This is a genomic window from Leclercia adecarboxylata, assembly GCF_006874705.1.
GTDB classification, from domain to species: Bacteria; Pseudomonadota; Gammaproteobacteria; order Enterobacterales; family Enterobacteriaceae; genus Enterobacter; species Enterobacter adecarboxylatus_C.
On sequence record NZ_CP035382.1, the window covers coordinates 554,915 to 571,588 of the forward strand.

Here is a 16,674-nt window from a genome sequence, read left to right on the forward strand (position 1 = left end):
CAGGCAGAATGAACATGCCGGTTTACTGATGAAGTCATTGAAAAAATTGCCATTGCAAAACGCGGTGCTTCAGCCTCTGACAACGTTCGTTGTCCAGCTGCGTCAGCGCCTGGCCCGTCTCGGTACGCAGATGGTTCAGCAAGGCTTTGCGCCCGCTAAGACACAACGCGCGACTCAGGGCGCTATCGTCCAGCCCCTGCTCAATCCTGCCCCGCAGTCCTGCCAGCGGCAGATCCGTCGCCTGCAGCAGCCGCGTCAGGCTGGCCATCGCCGCAGGAAGGGGGCGATGCGCAAAGGCAAACCCGCCCAGATCCAGCCAGTCATCATCATTAAGGGTAGCCCCACCTGCTGGCACTACCGGGATCTTTTCACCGTTCCAGCGTTCAACGATCGGCGCATCACGACAGAGCCGCTGATGCTCGCGCTGGCACAGCGCCTGCCCCGCCGCGCTGAGGGGCAGGATCGCCATCGCCGTGTAGCAGCCGCTGCTGGCCTCGCGGTGGCTTCCCATGCGCACCAGCACAAAGCCACAGTGCTGCCAGAAGCGCCAGAGCTCTTCGGTGTAGCCGAAGCTGACGGAAAGGTAGTCAATGTTCACCTGCTGGCTGGCAGCGGCAACCAGCGCCCGGCCAATGCCTTCGCGCTGGCGGGCAGGTTGGACGGCAACGCGCGTCACTCGTCGGGCGGTAAGGGTGGCGGCCTGCGGTGAGCCGCCGTGGGCCGCCAGCGACTGCGCCACCAGATTGCCGCGTGGGCGGCGATAGCCCGCCCACACCGCCTGACTGAGCGCCGGGCTCAGACCGCCCTCCTCCACCAGCCACAGCGCGCCGCAGACGCGCTCGCCGGCCCGGGCCACGGAAAAATGCTGCCCGGGAGCGTCCATCATGCGCCGCAGGTCGAGGGGTGAGGTCCGGTAGTGAGCGGCGCAGAGCAGTTTATAGACCACCGCCGGCAGTTCAGGGTCGCGGCTCCAGGCCTCCTGCTCCAGCGGCGTACATACGATCTCCCCCTGCGGGAGGCTGTCGTCGGGCGCATCATCAAACAGCAGTACCTCTGCAATAATGCGCTCCAGCGGACAGCCCGCCGCCCAGCGCACCGGTTCGCTGAGGGTAAAGTATCGCAGCCCGCTAAAACGGGCGCAGAATTTCAGCAGGAATCCCCTGCCGGTGCCCTCATACCCCTGCACGGTGGTAGTCAGCAGCACCCGGGGGAAGCGCGTCACCAACCGCGCCAGCAGCGGGCCGGGGATCGCCGCCGCCTCATCGACGATCAGCCAGTCGGCGCGCTGGTCAGAGGCCAGCAGCGCGTCAGGAGCCATAAAGTGATAGCGGTCGCCACCGAAGCGGGCGATAACCTCCGTCGCCGCTCTGGCGGGGGCCGTCACAATGGCATGATCGGTAATGCGTTGCAGCAGCATGCCCGCCAGCGCCGACTTTCCGCGTCCGCGCGCTGCGGTCACGGCGGCCACCCCTTCTGGCATCGTTGTCAGATAATGGAGAATCCCGGCCTGCTCGCGCTGCGGCTCACCGCTGGCCGGGTGCCAGTCGGGGGCATATGCATTGCGCAGATGAGGAAAAGGTGCGCCCTGCTGCCAGCATATAACCTGCGGATCGCGCGAAACGTGGCGGCAAAAATGTTCGATAAAGCGTGGCGTGGGGATCGGGTCTGGGCTGTCGCTCCAGCGCAGCGAATCCTGGTCGGCTTTCTCCGGCCAATGTTCCAGGGCTGGCGTAAGTAATACCAGCAGGCTTCCGGCACGCAGCGTGCCGCCTACGGCCGCAAAGGCCGAGACGTCGAAGCCGTGACGGGCATCGAAGATGACATGGAGAAACTCGCGGCCCAGCAGCTGATTCAGCGCCTGGGGCGAACATGAGGGGAGCTGTGGGGCATCGTCGCCTACCCACAGCCAGTCGCCAGGATAATCCCCCTTCAGCAGCAGCGCCTGCTGCTGTGTCCACGCCTCGTCACCGCTCAGCACCAGCAATCGCCGGTGCCCTTTTCGCGCCAGTTGTTCAGGCAATCCTGATAAATTCATCCCTGACATTGAGAATTACATGGCCTTACCGAAGGTGTTGCATTGTGCCGGATCGCCGCCGTCAAAACCTTTTTTGAACCAGCTATAGCGCTGTTCCGAGGTTCCGTGTGTAAAGCTGTCCGGTACAACGTGCCCCTGGCTTTGCTGTTGCAAACGGTCATCGCCAATGGCGTGGGCGGCGTTGAGGGCCTCTTCCAGATCGCCTGCTTCCAGCACGCCCTCCTGCTGCATATTGTGGCCCCAGACGCCGGCAAAACAGTCGGCCTGTAACTCCATACGCACCGACAGCGCATTAACCTCTTTCTCGCTGGCGTTCTGCTGCAGCTGACGGACTTTAGGCTCGATGCCAAGCAGTTTCTGTACGTGGTGGCCCACTTCATGGGCGATAACGTAGCCCTGAGCAAAGTCGCCATCGGCGCCCAGCTTGCGTTTCATGTCATCGTAGAAGGAGAGATCGATATAGACGGTCGAATCGGCAGGACAGTAGAACGGTCCCATTACCGACTGCCCGGTCCCGCAGCCGGTACGCGTGGCGCCGCGGTACATCACCAGCTTCGGCTGTTGGTAGGTCCGGCCCATTTTATCAAACAGCTGGCCCCAGGTATCTTCCGTGGTAGCGAGGATCACTGAGGTAAATTTCGCCGCTTCATCTTCATTCGGGCTGATGGAGCGCGGCGACTGATACTGCTGCTGCTGCATCGGTTGCCCGGTCAGCAATCCGCTCAGGTCGACGCCGTAGTAGCCGGCCACCACCACTACCAGCAGAATAATGATGCCGCCCTTGCCTCCCGGCAGGCGAAATCCCGGGCCGCCCATCGATGGGCCCCCGCTACTGCGTCTGTCATCCACATTGTCACTTTCACGACGCCCTTGCCAGCGCATAACCACCTCGAAAATATCATCTTGATAATAAGTATGATCGTAGGCGGTTCGGGGCAAGATTACCACTGCAAACAGGGGTGAGATGCCAGAGGAACAGAGGTTCCCCTGGCGGTAAGGCGGTATTAATCGAGTTTGACGCCCAGACGGTGGGCTACGGCTTCGTACGCTTCGATCAGACCGCCCAGGCTTTGGCGGAAGCGGTCTTTGTCCATTTTATCCAGAGTCTCTTTGTCCCACAGGCGGCTGCCGTCCGGGGAGAATTCATCACCCAGAACCACCTCACCTTTAAACAATCCGAATTCCAGTTTGAAATCGACAAGGATCAGGCCCGCGTCATCAAACAGCTTCTTCAGCACGTCGTTGGCTTTAAAGGTCAGCTCCTGCATACGCGCCAGGTTCTCTTTGCTTACCCAGCCAAAGGTTTCGCAGTAAGATTCGTTGACCATCGGATCGTGCATGGCGTCGTTTTTCAGGAACAGGTCGAACAGCGGCGGGTTGAGCTCGATGCCCTCTTCAATACCCAGACGCTTCACCAGGGAGCCTGCGGCGCGGTTACGGACGACACATTCCACCGGCACCATATCCAGCTTTTTCACCAGACATTCGGTATCGGACAGCAACGCTTCCATCTGCGTCGGGATACCCGCTTCTTCCAGCTTGCTCATAATGAAGTGGTTGAACTTGTTGTTCACCATCCCTTTACGATCGAACTGTTCAATGCGCGCGCCATCTCCTGCTGACGTATCATTGCGGAACTCGAGCACCAACAGATCCGGGTTTTCCGTGCTGTATACGGTTTTCGCTTTGCCACGATACAACTCAGCTTGCTTCTGCATCTTCATTACTCCTGGTGTGATGATTTGTGTTCAAAACTGGAGATATTATGCCACGCACACGTTTGCGTAGCACTAAAATAAAAAGGGCTGGATTAACCAGCCCTCTTTTTTATTTGCTGAATGCTGCCTGGAAGACAGCCACCAGCGCATCGTTCTGCGACTGAGTCAGGGTGTGACCTTTCGGATCGATAAACTGCAGGCTGCTACGGTTGTCCAGGTCGCCGACCTGAAGTTTGTAGTCGCCGGAAGCCAGACCCGGGTCGCGTGCGCCCAGCTCTTCCCAGCTGCTGTCAGACAGCGGCTTGTAGGTCACCGCCATGCTGCCGGTTGAGCGGGTGCTGTCGGTCACTTTCATGCCGACGCGCTCAAGCGTTGCAGGCAGACGCTGCCAGACCTGGTTGAACGGACCACGTACGACAAGCATTGGCAGACCGGTATCGTCGGCAGCGCTCTGCACGTCGAAGGTTGCGCCATTGCGGCTCTGGGCAGCATTGGCAGCGTCGGTTGCGTTTTTGTCGAGGCCCGCAGCGATGGTGTTAAGCATCTCGGTGCTGTAGCGCTGCAAGGACGCGGCATCTGAGACTGGCTTGCCCGCCTGCTCCAGGTTCAGCAGCTTAACCACGACCGCCTGCTGGTAACCCTGAGGTTTAACAGAGACTTGATAACGTCCACGGTACTGTTGATCTTCATCCAGACGGGTCCATTCGATCCAGTCTGTCGACAGCGTCTGGCTGGCGTCGTCGCGTTGCGTGATTGTGTAGTTCTTCGACTGAATCACGCTGACAACCTGCGGCCACAGCGTGGCATTACGCGCGCTCTCAACCTGCAGCGTCGCGGTATCGCCGGTGAACTGAGTACGCGCCCCGCTCACCAGCGCCAGAGGCTGTGCTGGTGGACGGATATCAAGCGCTTTGCCTACCGCGCCGCTCCCGTTGGTGACCGGAATATTGTAGTCGCCATTCTGAATCGGCAGGATCATGCCAGCGGGCGCATGAAGTTCAGCAAGCGGCGCAGCATCCAGATAGGATTCGTCACCGCTCACCTGGCGCTTGTAGCGTGAATCTGAGCTACAGGCCGCGAGCAGCATAACAAGCGAAACACCCGCAACCTTCACCAGGCGCGACTTCTGTACTGAGTAAGCCATCAAATCTCCCTAAACTTTACAGCAGACCGGCATGCTTCAGCGCGCTGGTGACCGTTTCGCGACCGTGGTCGGTAATCGGGGTCATCGGCAGACGCAGCGTATCGGTCGCTACAAGTCCCAACTCCTTACATGCCCATTTCACTGGGATCGGATTGGGTTCGACAAATAATTTGTTGTGCAGCGGCATCAGACGCTGGTTAATCACGCGCGCTTCCTGGTAGTGACCGGCAGCTGCCAGTTTACACATTTCAGCCATATCGCGGGCTGCAACGTTGGAGGTCACGGAAATTACGCCGTGGCCGCCGAGCTGCATGAAGTCCAGCGAGGTCGCATCATCACCGCTCAGCAGAATAAAGTCGTCTGAAACCAGCTCTTTGATCTGATGAACACGGCTTAAGTTCCCGGTCGCCTCTTTAATACCGATAATATTTTTTACTTTCGCGAGGCGGCCAACCGTTTCTGGCAGCATATCGCAGCCAGTGCGCGACGGCACATTATACAGGATTTGTGGCAAGTCAGTATGTTCAGCGATGGCTTTGAAATGCTGGAACAGACCTTCCTGGGTCGGACGGTTGTAGTACGGCGTTACCGTCAGGCAACCCACTACGCCGCTATCGTTAAAACGCTGGGTCAGACTGATGGCTTCCGCAGTCGCATTGGCGCCCGTACCGGCAATAACCGGGATACGCCCGTCAGCCAGTTCGAGGGTCATCATGACCACTTCACCATGCTCTTCATGGCTCAGCGTAGCAGATTCACCGGTAGTCCCTACCGAAACAATCGCCGAGGTTCCGCTGGCGACATGATAATCAATCAGTTTCTTCAGGCTTGACCGGCAGACATTACCTTTCTCATCCATCGGTGTAACAAGCGCGACAATACTTCCCGTGAACATGGGCCATCCTCTGTGCGTACAAGAGTCTCAATGGTACGTTTGGTGCTGTAATAAAAGCAAGGGACATGAGGCCTCCAGGTTATTGTATGCCGGTTTTTTTTATGCTTTCCTTAGAAAGACTAAACCACGCAAAGGAAGAACAGGTTTGACAACCTCATCACAACATTACCTGGTTATCACTGCGCTGGGTGCCGACAGGCCGGGGATCGTGAATACCATCACCCGCCACGTCAGTAGCTGCGGCTGCAACATTGAAGACAGCCGCCTGGCAATGCTCGGAGAAGAGTTCACCTTCATCATGCTGCTTTCCGGGTCGTGGAATGCGATTACCTTAATTGAATCGACCCTGCCGTTAAAAGGCGCAGAGCTGGATCTGCTGATCGTGATGAAGCGCACCACCGCGCGCCCGCAGCCGGCCCTGCCGGCAACCGTCTGGGTTCAGGTGGAAGTGACTGACTCCCCGCACTTAATCGAACGCTTTACCGCCCTGTTTGATAGCCATCAGATGAACATTGCCGAACTGGTCTCCCGTACCCAGCCGGGTGAAGGCGACACCATCCCTAAACTGTTCATCCAGATCACCGCGCACAGCCCGGCCTCTCAGGATGCGTCAAATATCGAGCAAGCGTTCAAAGCCCTCTGTACAGAATTAAATGCGCAAGGCAGTATAAACGTCGTCAATTATTCCCAGCATGAACAAGACGGAGTTGAGTAATGAATCCACTGAAAGCCGGTGACATCGCACCGAAATTTAGCTTGCCCGATCAAGACGGTGAGCAAGTAAATTTAACCGACTTCCAGGGACAGCGTGTTCTGGTCTATTTCTACCCGAAAGCCATGACGCCAGGCTGTACCGTACAAGCGTGCGGTCTACGCGATAACATGGACGAATTGAAAAACGCAGGTGTAGAAGTGCTGGGTATCAGTACCGATAAGCCTGAAAAGCTGTCTCGTTTTGCCGAAAAAGAGCTGCTCAACTTCACGTTGCTCTCCGACGAAGACCATCAGGTCTGCAGCGAGTTTGGTATCTGGGGTGAAAAAACCTTTATGGGCAAAACCTACGACGGTATCCACCGCATCAGTTTCCTGATCGATGCCGAAGGTAAGGTTGAACACGTGTTTGACGACTTCAAAACCAGCAATCACCACGACGTGGTATTGAACTGGGTGAAAGAGAACGCCTGATTCGGCTTGCCGCCCGGCGGCGCTACGCTTGCACGGGCCTACAGGATTTGTAGGCCGGGTAAGCGAAGCGCCACCCGGCGAAAAAATTACTCCTCAACCGCCGGCACATCCGGCCAGGCATGCACCACCGCTTTAATCAGCGTGGCCAGCGGGATGGCAAAGAACACGCCCCAGAATCCCCATAACCCGCCAAAAATCACCACCGACAGAATAATGACGATGGGGTGCAGGTTCACCGCTTCCGAGAACAGCACCGGCACCAGCAGGTTACCGTCCAGCCCCTGAATAATCAGATAGACGACAAAACAGCTCCAGAACTCGGTGCCCAGTCCAAACTGGAACAGCGCCACGCACACCACCGGAATGGTGACCACAAAGGCCCCGATGTAGGGGATCAGCACCGAGAAGCCCACCAGGACCGCCAGCAGTAGCGAATAGTTCAGGCCGAAGATAAAGAAGCCAATCCAGGTGGCGACCCCGACGACGATCATCTCCAGCACTTTGCCACGGATATAGTTGGTGATCTGCTGGTTCATCTCCTTCCACACCTGCCCTGCCAGGCCACGGTTACGCGGCAGCACGCGGCGCACCGCGTTCAGCATCTGCTCTTTGTCCTTGACCAGGAAGAAGACCATCAGCGGCACCAGCACCAGATAAACCGCCAGCGTCAGCAGACCCACCAGCGATGCGAGGGAGAATTTCACCACCGTGTCCCCCATGGTCATGATGCGGGTACGCATGTTTTCCGCCATCGCATCAATAATGCCCGCATCCATCAGGGCCGGATAACGGCGCGGCAGGGTAGCGGCAAAATCAGAGAGCTTGCTGAGCATGCCGGGCATGTCGCGAATCAGGTAGATCCCCTGCTGCCAGGCGATCGGCAGCACCACAAAGGACATCACCAGCAGGATACCGACAAAAAAGACCAGCACGATGATGCTGGCCCAGCGGCGGGAACAGCCGATATTTTCCAGCCGCACCGTCGGCCACTCCAGCAGATAGGCGAGCACAATCGCCACCAGCAGCGGGGCCAGCAGCCCGCTAAAGAAGAAAAGGATGCCAAAACCGGCAACCAGAATAACCAGCAAAGCAATGGCCTCGGGATCGCTAAAGCGTCGGCGGTACCACTGCATTAATAACTCGAGCATGCAACCCTTCCCTGAAGATGATGGCTGGACGTAAAGGGTGAATTGTATCGGAGAGTCAATGAAAAGACTTTCGCTTTTTCTTGCTCTGTCACAAAACGCAAAAGCCTGAAAAGAGGGATTTTCTTATCGCCCTGACGCGGCTACACTCGCAGAGCAGCCGCAGATGAACGATATGCGGGTTCTTCGGTCAAATTAGCACACTCACCAGACAGGACAGAGGTTATGTTCAGGCAGTTGAAAAAAACGTTGGTTGCGACGCTCATCGCTGCGCTGACCGCCGGCCAGATGATGCCCGCGTTCGCTGACTCTGCAGAATCATTGCCGGACATGGGCACCTCGGCAGGCAGCACGCTCTCCATTGGTCAGGAGATGCAAATGGGCGACTATTATGTGCGCCAGCTGCGCGGCAGTGCGCCGCTGATTAACGATCCGCTGCTGGTGCAGTACATCAATTCCCTGGGGATGCGTCTTGTCTCCCATGCAGATTCGGTGAAGACCCCTTTCCACTTCTTTTTAATCAATAACGATGAGATCAACGCCTTCGCCTTCTTCGGCGGCAATGTGGTGTTGCACTCGGCGTTATTCCGCTATGCCGATAACGAAAGCCAGCTTGCCTCGGTGATGGCGCACGAGATTTCTCACGTTACCCAGCGACATCTGGCGCGGGCAATGGAAGATCAGAAGCGCAGCGCCCCGCTGACCTGGGTGGGCGCACTGGGCTCCATTCTGCTGGCGATGGCCAGTCCGCAGGCGGGCATGGCGGCGCTGACCGGTACGCTGGCGGGCACGCGTCAGGGGATGATCAGCTTTACCCAACAAAATGAACAGGAAGCGGACCGCATCGGTATTCAGGTACTGCAACGCTCCGGGTTCGACCCGCAGGCGATGCCGAACTTCCTCGAAAAGTTACTCGACCGGGCGCGCTACTCTTCGCGTCCGCCGGAAATTCTGCTGACTCACCCCCTGCCGGAAAGCCGCCTCTCGGATGCCCGCAACCGCGCCAACCAGATGCGTCCGGTGGTGGTGCAGTCCTCGGAAGATTTCTATATGGCGAAGGTCAGAACCCTCGGCATGTACAATTCCGGGCGCAACCAGCTGACCAACGATCTGCTGGACGCGCTGGCCAAAGGCAACGTGCGTGAACAGCGTGCGGCCCAGTATGGCCGGGCGTTACAGGCGATGGAGGCCAGCAACTATGATGAGGCCCGAAAAAATCTGCAGCCGCTGCTGACCGCAGAGGCGAACAATGCCTGGTATCTCGATCTGGCCACCGACATCGATTTAGGCCAGAAAAAAGGCCAGGATGCGATCAACCGTCTGAAAGGTGCCCGGGAATTGCGCACCAATCCGGTGCTGCAACTCAACCTGGCGAATGCTTACTTACAAAGTGGACAGCCGCAGGAAGCCGCCCCCATTCTCAACCGCTACACCTTTAATAATAAAGATGATCCTAACGGCTGGGATCTGCTGGCCCAGGTAGAAGCCGCGCTTGGCCATCGCGATCAGGAGCTGGCGGCCCGCGCCGAAGGCTACGCCCTGGCCGGACGCCTGGACCAGGCCATCTCCCTGCTGAGCAGCGCCAGCTCGCAGGTGAAACTCGGTAGCCTGCAGCAGGCCCGTTACGATGCCCGCATCGATCAGCTGCGCCAGCTGCAGCAGCGCTACCGCCCGTATGAAAAGATGTAAAAGGAGAAGAGATGTCTGACGCGGTTACGATCTACCATAACCCTCGCTGCTCAAAGAGCCGCGAAACCCTGACCCTGCTGAAAACCAACGGCATTGAGCCGCAGGTGGTGCTTTATCTGGATACGCCGCCGGATGCGGACACCCTTCGCACGCTGTTAAGCCAGCTGGGAATGGCCAGCGCCAGAGAGTTAATGCGCCAGAAAGAGGAGCTTTACAAAGAATTGGGCCTGGCTGACAGCGCGCTCGGTGAAGACGCGTTAATTCAGGCGATGGTGGATAATCCGAAGCTGATCGAGCGCCCGATTGTGGTGGCAAACGGCAAAGCGCGTATTGGCCGTCCGCCTGAACAGGTGCTGGAGATTGTGAAGTAAGCGTGAAGTGGCCCGGTAGTCTGCCTGTGCCGGGCCTAAAGATTAAGAATATCTTTTACAAAGGGAATGGTGAGTTTCCGCTGGGCGGTGATGGATGCCCGATCCAGCTGATCGAGAGTCATAAACAGCGTGCGCATCTCGCGATCCAGCCGCTTTAACAGAAAGCGCCCCACGTCTTCCGGCAGTTCAAACCCCCGCAACCGCGCCCGCAGCTGCAAAGCCTGGAGTTTATCTTCATCGGAAAGCGGCTGTAACTTGTAGATTTGTCCCCAGTCGAGACGTGAAGCCAGATCGGCAAGCCCCAGATTCAGCTGGCGCGGTGGACGATCACCGGTGATCAGCAGCCGGGTTTTACCGGACTCCAGAATGCGGTTATAGAGATCAAAAATCGCCATTTCCCACAGCTCATCCCCTGCCACGCATTCGATATTGTCGATGCAGACCAACGACAGCTGTTCCATCCCATCGAGTACTTCCGGCACAAACCAGGTGCGCTTGTCCAGCGGCACATAGCCGACCGCATCCCCGCGCAGTGAGAGTTCGGCGCAGGCAGCATGGAGCAGATGGCTACGCCCCGCGCCCTCGCGTGACCAGATATAGATGTAACCGCTGTGCTCCTGGCGCAACACGTTTTGCAGTGCAGCCAGTAAAGAGGGGTTATCACCCGGCCAGAAACTCGCGAAAGTTTCGTCGTCGGGAAGATAGAGTGGCAAAGAGAGCTGTGCCGGTGCGTTCAGAAATACCTCAACCAGGTCTTACTCAGAATCGGCCCAGAGTTTAACACGGAACAAGCGGGGAGAGAACCGGGCGGATCGACCGCCCGGTTGGACGATCAATGAGAGATTTTTTCGCTCTCTTCGGCGTCCAGTACAACTTCTTCCGGACGCAGGACAGAGATCAGTTTGAAGATCAGCGCCAGGCCGATACCAACGATGGTCGCCAGCGCCATGCCTTTCAGCTCTGCTGCGCCAATATGAACTTTGGCGCCGCTGACGCCGATAATCAGGATCACCGAGGTCAGGATCAGGTTCTGCGCTTTGCTGTAATCGACTTTTGATTCGATCAGGACGCGGATACCGGAAGCACCAATCACCCCGTACAGCAGCAGCGAAACGCCGCCCATCACCGGCACCGGGATGATCTGGATGGCTGCCGCCAGTTTACCGACGCAGGAGAGCAGGATAGCGATAATCGCTGCGCCGCCGATAACCCAGGTACTGTAAACGCGGGTAATCGCCATCACGCCGATGTTCTCACCGTAGGTGGTGTTTGGCGTGGAGCCAAAGAAACCGGAGATAATGGTCGAGAAGCCGTTAGCAAACATCGAGCGGTGCAGACCCGGGTCACGAATCAGGTCGCGCTTGACGATGTTCGCGGTGACGACCAGATGGCCAACGTGCTCGGCAATCACCACCAGTGCCGCAGGCAGAATGGTGAAAATCGCAAACCACTCAAAGCGCGGGGTATAGAAGGTTGGCAGGGCAAACCAGTGGGCCTGCGCGATCGGGGTAGTATCGACAACGCCCATCGCGAAGGAGAGCGCATAGCCCGCCAGCACGCCAATCAGGATCGGGATAATCGCCATAAAGCCACGGAACAGCACGGAGCCAAAGACCGTCACGCCCAGCGTTACCAGCGAGATGATAATGGTTTTGGTATCCGGCGACTGACCGTCGGCAGGCAGCAGGCCTGCCATGTTCGCCGCAACACCGGCTAACTCAAGACCGATAACGGCAACGATTGCGCCCATTGCCGCAGGCGGGAACATCACATCCAGCCAGCCGGTACCCGCTTTCTTCACAATGAAGGCCACCAGGCAGAACAGCACGCCGCACATGATAAAACCGCCCAGCGCCACTTCGTAGCCTAACGGCAGCAGCAGCAGTACCGGGGAGATAAAGGCAAAGCTTGAGCCCAGATAGGCCGGGATTTTACCTTTACAGATGAAGAGGTACAGCAGCGTCCCGATACCGTTAAACAGCAGCACGGTGGCCGGGTTAATGTGGAACAGGATTGGCACCAGCACGGTTGCGCCAAACATCGCAAACAGGTGCTGCAAACTAAGCGGGATAGTCTGTAAAAGCGGCGGTCTTTCACTCACCCCGATAGCACGGCGCGTCATAATGTTTTCCTCTGAGTATTATTGGTTGTGTGTGTTTTATTCAAAAAAAAGCCGACTATCAAAGTCGGCTTCTTTATCGTTATGCGATTACTTAGTACCAAAAATCTTATCGCCGGCATCGCCGAGGCCCGGGATGATATACCCGTGCTCGTTCAGCCCCTGATCGACAGAGGCGGTGTACAGCTCAACGTCCGGGTGCGCTTTTTCCAGCGCGGCGATGCCTTCAGGCGCGGCAACCAGTACCAGCACCTTGATGCTGCTGCAGCCGGCATTTTTCAGCAGGTCGATAGTGGCGATCATCGAACCACCGGTCGCCAGCATCGGGTCAACGACCAGCGCCATACGCTCGTCGATGTTGGACACCAGCTTCTGGAAGTACGGTACTGGCTCCAGAGTTTCTTCGTTACGGTAGATACCGACCACGCTGATACGCGCGCTCGGAACGTGCTCCAGCACGCCTTCCATCATGCCCAGACCCGCACGCAGGATTGGCACAACGGTAATTTTTTTACCTTTGATCTGCTCAACCTGTACCGGGCCGTTCCAGCCTTCAATGGTGACAGTTTCAGTTTCCAGATCGGAGGTTGCTTCATAGGTCAGTAAGCTGCCAACTTCAGAGGCAAGTTCACGAAAGCGCTTAGTGCTGATGTCATGCTCACGCATCAGGCCCAGCTTGTGTTTAACGAGTGGGTGTTTCACTTCCACAATCTTCATTCTCTTTCTCCTTCGGGTGGCAGCCACAAAAAAAATCGCCGGATTATACCGCTTTTTTCGGACAGCGCCATACCCATCTTGCTTGACCGGGATCAACCAAAGTGAATAACAGACCGTTACAGATTATAAAACAGACAAATAAATCTGGAGGGGGAGCGGCGGATTTTGTGCCCGGCGGCGCTGCGCTTGCACGGGCCTACGATTTTGTAGGCCGGGTAAGGCGAAGCCGCCACCCGGCAATAAGAAATTAAAGCGACTCGCCGTTACTGGCGATCACCTTCTGATACCAGGCGAACGACTTTTTCTTGCTGCGATTCAGCGTACCGTTGCCTTCGTTATCTTTATCAACATAGATAAAGCCATAGCGTTTTTTCATTTCGCCGGTGCCGGCAGAGACCAGATCGATACAACCCCATGGGGTGTAGCCCATCAGATCCACGCCGTCTTCCACCACCGCTTTCTTCATCTCACGGATATGGGCGCTGAGGTAGTCAATGCGGTACTGGTCGTTCACCGTGCCGTCGCTCTCCTGCACGTCGATGGCGCCAAAACCGTTCTCAACAATAAACAGCGGCAGCTGATAGTGATCCCAGAACCAGTTCAGGGAGTAGCGCAGCCCAACGGGGTCAATCTGCCAGCCCCAGTCTGATTTCTGCACGTAGGGGTTGGAGACCAGGCTTTTGCTTTCGTCGTAATCCAGCTGCGGATTATCCGCCGTCGCTTTGGTGGCAAACGACATGTAGTAGCTGAAGCCGATGTAATCCACACAGCCCTGTTTCAGCGCCGCTTTATCCTCTTCGGTGATATCAAGATCAAAACCGCGACGGGCGAAGTAGTTCAGCAGGTGCTGCGGATAGGCGCCGCGGACGTGTACGTCGGTGAACCAGTAGCGGCGATGCATGGCGTTCATCGCCATCATCATGTCGTCCGGGGCGCAGGTCAGCGGGTAGATCGGGCACATGGCAATCATGCAGCCGATTCGCAGGGACGGATTAATATCACGCCCGGCTTTTACCGCCAGAGCACTGGCTACCAGCTCGTAGTGCGCCGCCTGGAACATCACCGGCTCGCGATCTTCGCCCGGCTGATATTTCAGGCCGGAGTTGGTGAACGGGGCGAAATCTTCGTGGAAGTTGGCCTGGTTGTTGATCTCGTTGAAGGTCATCCAGTACTTCACTTTGTGCTGATAACGCTTAAACACCACGCTGGCAAAGCGCACAAAGAAGTCGATCAGTTTGCGGTTACGCCAGCCGCCGTATTCGCTCACCAGGTGATAAGGCATTTCGAAATGCGAGAGGGTAATAACCGGCTCGATGCCGTGCTTCAGGCACTCGTCAAACAGATCGTCGTAAAACTGCAGGCCCGCTTCGTTGGGCTGCTGTTCATCGCCTTTGGGGAAAATCCGCGTCCAGGCTATCGAGGTACGGAAGCATTTAAAGCCCATTTCCGCGAACAGCTGGATATCTTCTTTGTACCGGTGATAGAAATCGATGGCTTCATGGTTGGGGTAATTTTTGCCCGGCAGCACGCCATCGGTGATTTCGCGCGGAACGCCGTGCGCGCCTGCGGTCATTACGTCTGCGACGCTCGGGCCCTTCCCGCCCTCCTGCCAGCCGCCTTCAAGTTGATGCGCCGCCACCGCGCCGCCCCACAGAAAACCCTCTTTGAATCCTGACATGCGATATCCCTCATTCAGCGTTAATTATCGGCAAAAAAGAGTACAGAAACCGGTTTCAGTGAAATGATGTGCATTCAGCGAAGGGGTTGCAAGAATAAGAATGTACCCGGTTTCATTTTCGTGAACGGGTTCAAGTTTGTGCGCCAGAGTGCGATTTTCTCTGGATTTTCAGAGGCGCTTTTTTCTGTTGCAGAATGGGCTCGCAAACGTTTGCCTGGACTGTTAGAATTGCGCCGATTTTTCTTACTATCGCAATGCAATCGCGTGGGGACTTGAGCCGTGACCAACAAAACTTCTCTCAGCTACAAAGATGCCGGTGTGGATATTGACGCAGGTAATGCGCTGGTTGACCGTATCAAAGGGGTAGTTAAAAAAACCCGCCGCCCGGAAGTCATGGGTGGGCTGGGAGGATTCGGCGCCCTGTGCGCGCTGCCGCAAAAATACCGTGAACCGGTTCTGGTCTCGGGCACCGACGGCGTGGGCACCAAGCTGCGTCTGGCAATGGATCTGAAACGCCACGACACCATCGGTGTTGACCTGGTCGCCATGTGCGTTAACGACCTGGTGGTTCAGGGCGCTGAGCCGCTGTTCTTCCTCGACTACTACGCGACCGGCAAGCTGGACGTTGACACCGCAGCCAGCGTGATCAGCGGTATCGCGGAAGGCTGCCTGCAGTCTGGCTGTGCGCTGGTCGGCGGTGAAACCGCTGAAATGCCGGGGATGTATCACGGCGAAGATTACGACGTCGCCGGCTTCTGCGTGGGCGTTGTCGAAAAATCAGAGATCATTGACGGCAGCAAAGTGACCGACGGCGACGTGCTGATTGCACTGGGTTCCAGCGGTCCGCACTCCAACGGTTATTCACTGGTGCGTAAAATTGTCGAAGTGAGCGGCTGTGACCCGCTGACGACCGAGCTGGAAGGCAAACCGCTGGCCGATCATCTGCTCGAACCGACCCGCATCTATGTGAAATCCATTCTGGAACTGATCGAGAACGTGGACGTTCACGCTATCGCCCACCTGACCGGCGGCGGCTTCTGGGAAAACATTCCGCGCGTGCTGCCGGACAACACCCAGGCCGTGATCGACGAGTCATCCTGGCAGTGGCCGGCGGTGTTCAACTGGCTGCAGGATGCCGGTAACGTCAGCGATCACGAAATGTATCGCACCTTCAATTGCGGCGTAGGGATGCTGATCGCCCTGCCGGCCAGCGAAGTGGACAATGCCCTGGCGCTGCTGCAGGCGAAAGGTGAAAACGCGTGGAAAATCGGTATCATCAAAGCGTCTGATTCCGAACAGCGTGTGGTCATTGAATGAAAAACATAGTGGTGCTCATTTCCGGTAACGGAAGTAATTTGCAGGCTATCATCGATGCCTGCAAACAGAAGAAAATCAACGGCACCCTCCGCGCAGTATTCAGTAACAAGGCCGACGCTTTCGGCCTTGAGCGTGCCCGCGAGGCGGGCATTGCCGCCCATGCGCTCAGCGCCTCCCAGTTTGCCAGCCGCGAGGCCTTTGACCGCGAGCTGGTGCAGGAGATCGACGCCTACGCCCCGGATGTGGTGGTGCTGGCGGGCTATATGCGGATCCTCAGCCCGGCGTTTGTGGCGCACTATGCCGGACGTCTGCTGAACATCCACCCTTCCCTGCTGCCAAAATATCCCGGCCTGAATACCCACCGTCAGGTGCTGGATAACGGCGACGAGGAGCACGGCACCTCGGTCCATTTCGTCACCGACGAACTGGACGGCGGCCCGGTGATCCTGCAGGCGAAAGTGCCGGTGTTTGCAGGCGACAGCGAAGATGACGTCACCGCCCGGGTTCAGGCCCAGGAGCATGCTATCTACCCGCTGGTGGTGAGCTGGTTTGTTGATGGCCGCCTGGAAATGCGCGACGGCGCCGCCTGGCTGGACGGCGCGCCGTTACCTCCGCAAGGACATGCGGCGGAAGAGTAGTTTTTTGCCCGGCGGCGCTACGC

The 16,674-nt window shown here is 57.3% G+C and carries 16 protein-coding genes; 6 read left to right on the forward strand and 10 right to left on the reverse strand.

Features of this window, described 5'->3' with window-relative positions; genetic code table 11:
• Positions 1-34 precede the first annotated feature (34 nt).
• The 5 genes from ES815_RS03635 to dapA all read right to left on the reverse strand — a co-directional run bounded on the left by ES815_RS03635 (position 35) and on the right by dapA (position 5,792).
• The gene (locus tag ES815_RS03635; protein WP_409518828.1) at positions 35-2,035 is read right to left on the reverse strand and encodes a tRNA(Met) cytidine acetyltransferase TmcA; all 2,001 of its coding nucleotides are present in this window, start codon (positions 2,033-2,035) and stop codon (positions 35-37) included.
• 15 nt (positions 2,036-2,050) lie between these two features.
• Complete coding sequence (locus tag ES815_RS03640) at positions 2,051-2,917, reverse strand: neutral zinc metallopeptidase (RefSeq protein ID WP_142486661.1); 867 nt, start codon at positions 2,915-2,917, stop codon at positions 2,051-2,053.
• 122 nt (positions 2,918-3,039) lie between these two features.
• On the reverse strand, positions 3,040-3,753 hold the full coding sequence (gene purC / locus ES815_RS03645; RefSeq protein WP_142486662.1) for a phosphoribosylaminoimidazolesuccinocarboxamide synthase: 714 nt from the start codon (positions 3,751-3,753) through the stop codon (positions 3,040-3,042).
• 109 nt (positions 3,754-3,862) lie between these two features.
• Complete coding sequence (bamC, locus tag ES815_RS03650) at positions 3,863-4,897, reverse strand: outer membrane protein assembly factor BamC (protein ID WP_142486663.1); 1,035 nt, start codon at positions 4,895-4,897, stop codon at positions 3,863-3,865.
• 16 nt (positions 4,898-4,913) lie between these two features.
• Complete coding sequence (gene dapA / locus ES815_RS03655; protein ID WP_142486664.1) at positions 4,914-5,792, reverse strand: 4-hydroxy-tetrahydrodipicolinate synthase; 879 nt, start codon at positions 5,790-5,792, stop codon at positions 4,914-4,916.
• A gap of 145 nt (positions 5,793-5,937) precedes the next feature.
• Between dapA and ES815_RS03660 the strand changes: the two genes are divergently transcribed.
• Positions 5,938-6,507 (forward strand): glycine cleavage system transcriptional repressor, encoded by a 570-nt coding sequence (locus ES815_RS03660; protein WP_032613050.1) that lies wholly within the window; start codon positions 5,938-5,940, stop codon positions 6,505-6,507.
• The gene (bcp, locus tag ES815_RS03665) at positions 6,507-6,977 is read left to right on the forward strand and encodes a thioredoxin-dependent thiol peroxidase (protein ID WP_142486666.1); all 471 of its coding nucleotides are present in this window, start codon (positions 6,507-6,509) and stop codon (positions 6,975-6,977) included. Before ES815_RS03660 ends, bcp begins: the two co-directional genes overlap by 1 nt.
• Before the next feature lie 86 nt (positions 6,978-7,063).
• Here the strand turns inward: bcp and ES815_RS03670 are convergent, their stop codons facing one another.
• On the reverse strand, positions 7,064-8,125 hold the full coding sequence (locus tag ES815_RS03670; RefSeq protein ID WP_032613054.1) for an AI-2E family transporter: 1,062 nt from the start codon (positions 8,123-8,125) through the stop codon (positions 7,064-7,066).
• A 222-nt stretch (positions 8,126-8,347) separates the two neighbouring features.
• On the opposite strand from ES815_RS03670, the gene bepA reads away from it, so the two are divergent.
• Both bepA and arsC read left to right on the forward strand, forming a co-directional pair.
• The gene (gene bepA / locus ES815_RS03675; RefSeq protein ID WP_142486667.1) at positions 8,348-9,811 is read left to right on the forward strand and encodes a beta-barrel assembly-enhancing protease; all 1,464 of its coding nucleotides are present in this window, start codon (positions 8,348-8,350) and stop codon (positions 9,809-9,811) included.
• Positions 9,812-9,822: 11 nt separating this feature from the next.
• Positions 9,823-10,182 carry an arsenate reductase (glutaredoxin) gene (arsC, locus tag ES815_RS03680; protein ID WP_142486668.1) on the forward strand — a complete coding sequence of 120 codons (360 nt, stop codon included), beginning with the start codon at positions 9,823-9,825 and terminating at the stop codon, positions 10,180-10,182.
• Between the two features lie 35 nt (positions 10,183-10,217).
• On the opposite strand, the gene ES815_RS03685 is transcribed toward arsC, so the two are convergent.
• The 4 genes from ES815_RS03685 to ES815_RS03700 form a co-directional block, all read right to left on the reverse strand.
• Positions 10,218-10,919: a DnaA inactivator Hda gene (locus ES815_RS03685; protein WP_221888536.1), complete on the reverse strand. Its 702-nt coding sequence runs from the start codon at positions 10,917-10,919 to the stop codon at positions 10,218-10,220.
• A gap of 95 nt (positions 10,920-11,014) precedes the next feature.
• Entirely contained in the window at positions 11,015-12,304 is a 1,290-nt protein-coding gene (uraA, locus tag ES815_RS03690) for a uracil permease (protein ID WP_142486670.1), read from the reverse strand.
• 87 nt (positions 12,305-12,391) lie between these two features.
• Positions 12,392-13,018, reverse strand: coding sequence for a uracil phosphoribosyltransferase (gene upp / locus ES815_RS03695; protein WP_032613066.1), 627 nt, complete (start codon positions 13,016-13,018; stop codon positions 12,392-12,394).
• Positions 13,019-13,265: 247 nt separating this feature from the next.
• Positions 13,266-14,696 carry a 6-phospho-beta-glucosidase gene (locus ES815_RS03700; RefSeq protein ID WP_142486671.1) on the reverse strand — a complete coding sequence of 477 codons (1,431 nt, stop codon included), beginning with the start codon at positions 14,694-14,696 and terminating at the stop codon, positions 13,266-13,268.
• Positions 14,697-14,975: 279 nt separating this feature from the next.
• On the opposite strand from ES815_RS03700, the gene purM reads away from it, so the two are divergent.
• Together purM and purN are read left to right on the forward strand one after the other, a co-directional pair.
• A complete protein-coding gene (gene purM / locus ES815_RS03705; protein ID WP_106994629.1) occupies positions 14,976-16,013 on the forward strand; it encodes a phosphoribosylformylglycinamidine cyclo-ligase in 1,038 nt (345 codons plus the stop codon).
• On the forward strand, positions 16,010-16,651 hold the full coding sequence (gene purN / locus ES815_RS03710) for a phosphoribosylglycinamide formyltransferase (RefSeq protein ID WP_142486672.1): 642 nt from the start codon (positions 16,010-16,012) through the stop codon (positions 16,649-16,651). The genes purM and purN overlap by 4 nt, the downstream gene beginning before the upstream one ends.
• The last annotated feature ends 23 nt before the right edge of the window (positions 16,652-16,674 follow it).

What these genes read in the sequence shown, in the direction of transcription:
- bcp (WP_142486666.1), top strand. Translation starts at nt 6,507, where the DNA reads ATGAATCCACTGAAAGCCGGTGACATCGCACCGAAATTTAGCTTGCCC.
- ES815_RS03640 (WP_142486661.1), bottom strand. Translation starts at nt 2,917, where the DNA reads ATGCGCTGGCAAGGGCGTCGTGAAAGTGACAATGTGGATGACAGACGC.
- uraA (WP_142486670.1), bottom strand. Translation starts at nt 12,304, where the DNA reads ATGACGCGCCGTGCTATCGGGGTGAGTGAAAGACCGCCGCTTTTACAG.
- upp (WP_032613066.1), bottom strand. Translation starts at nt 13,018, where the DNA reads ATGAAGATTGTGGAAGTGAAACACCCACTCGTTAAACACAAGCTGGGC.
- dapA (WP_142486664.1), bottom strand. Translation starts at nt 5,792, where the DNA reads ATGTTCACGGGAAGTATTGTCGCGCTTGTTACACCGATGGATGAGAAA.
- ES815_RS03635 (WP_409518828.1), bottom strand. Translation starts at nt 2,035, where the DNA reads ATGAATTTATCAGGATTGCCTGAACAACTGGCGCGAAAAGGGCACCGG.
- purC (WP_142486662.1), bottom strand. Translation starts at nt 3,753, where the DNA reads ATGCAGAAGCAAGCTGAGTTGTATCGTGGCAAAGCGAAAACCGTATAC.
- purN (WP_142486672.1), top strand. Translation starts at nt 16,010, where the DNA reads ATGAAAAACATAGTGGTGCTCATTTCCGGTAACGGAAGTAATTTGCAG.
- ES815_RS03700 (WP_142486671.1), bottom strand. Translation starts at nt 14,696, where the DNA reads ATGTCAGGATTCAAAGAGGGTTTTCTGTGGGGCGGCGCGGTGGCGGCG.
- bamC (WP_142486663.1), bottom strand. Translation starts at nt 4,897, where the DNA reads ATGGCTTACTCAGTACAGAAGTCGCGCCTGGTGAAGGTTGCGGGTGTT.
- arsC (WP_142486668.1), top strand. Translation starts at nt 9,823, where the DNA reads ATGTCTGACGCGGTTACGATCTACCATAACCCTCGCTGCTCAAAGAGC.
- ES815_RS03670 (WP_032613054.1), bottom strand. Translation starts at nt 8,125, where the DNA reads ATGCTCGAGTTATTAATGCAGTGGTACCGCCGACGCTTTAGCGATCCC.
- bepA (WP_142486667.1), top strand. Translation starts at nt 8,348, where the DNA reads ATGTTCAGGCAGTTGAAAAAAACGTTGGTTGCGACGCTCATCGCTGCG.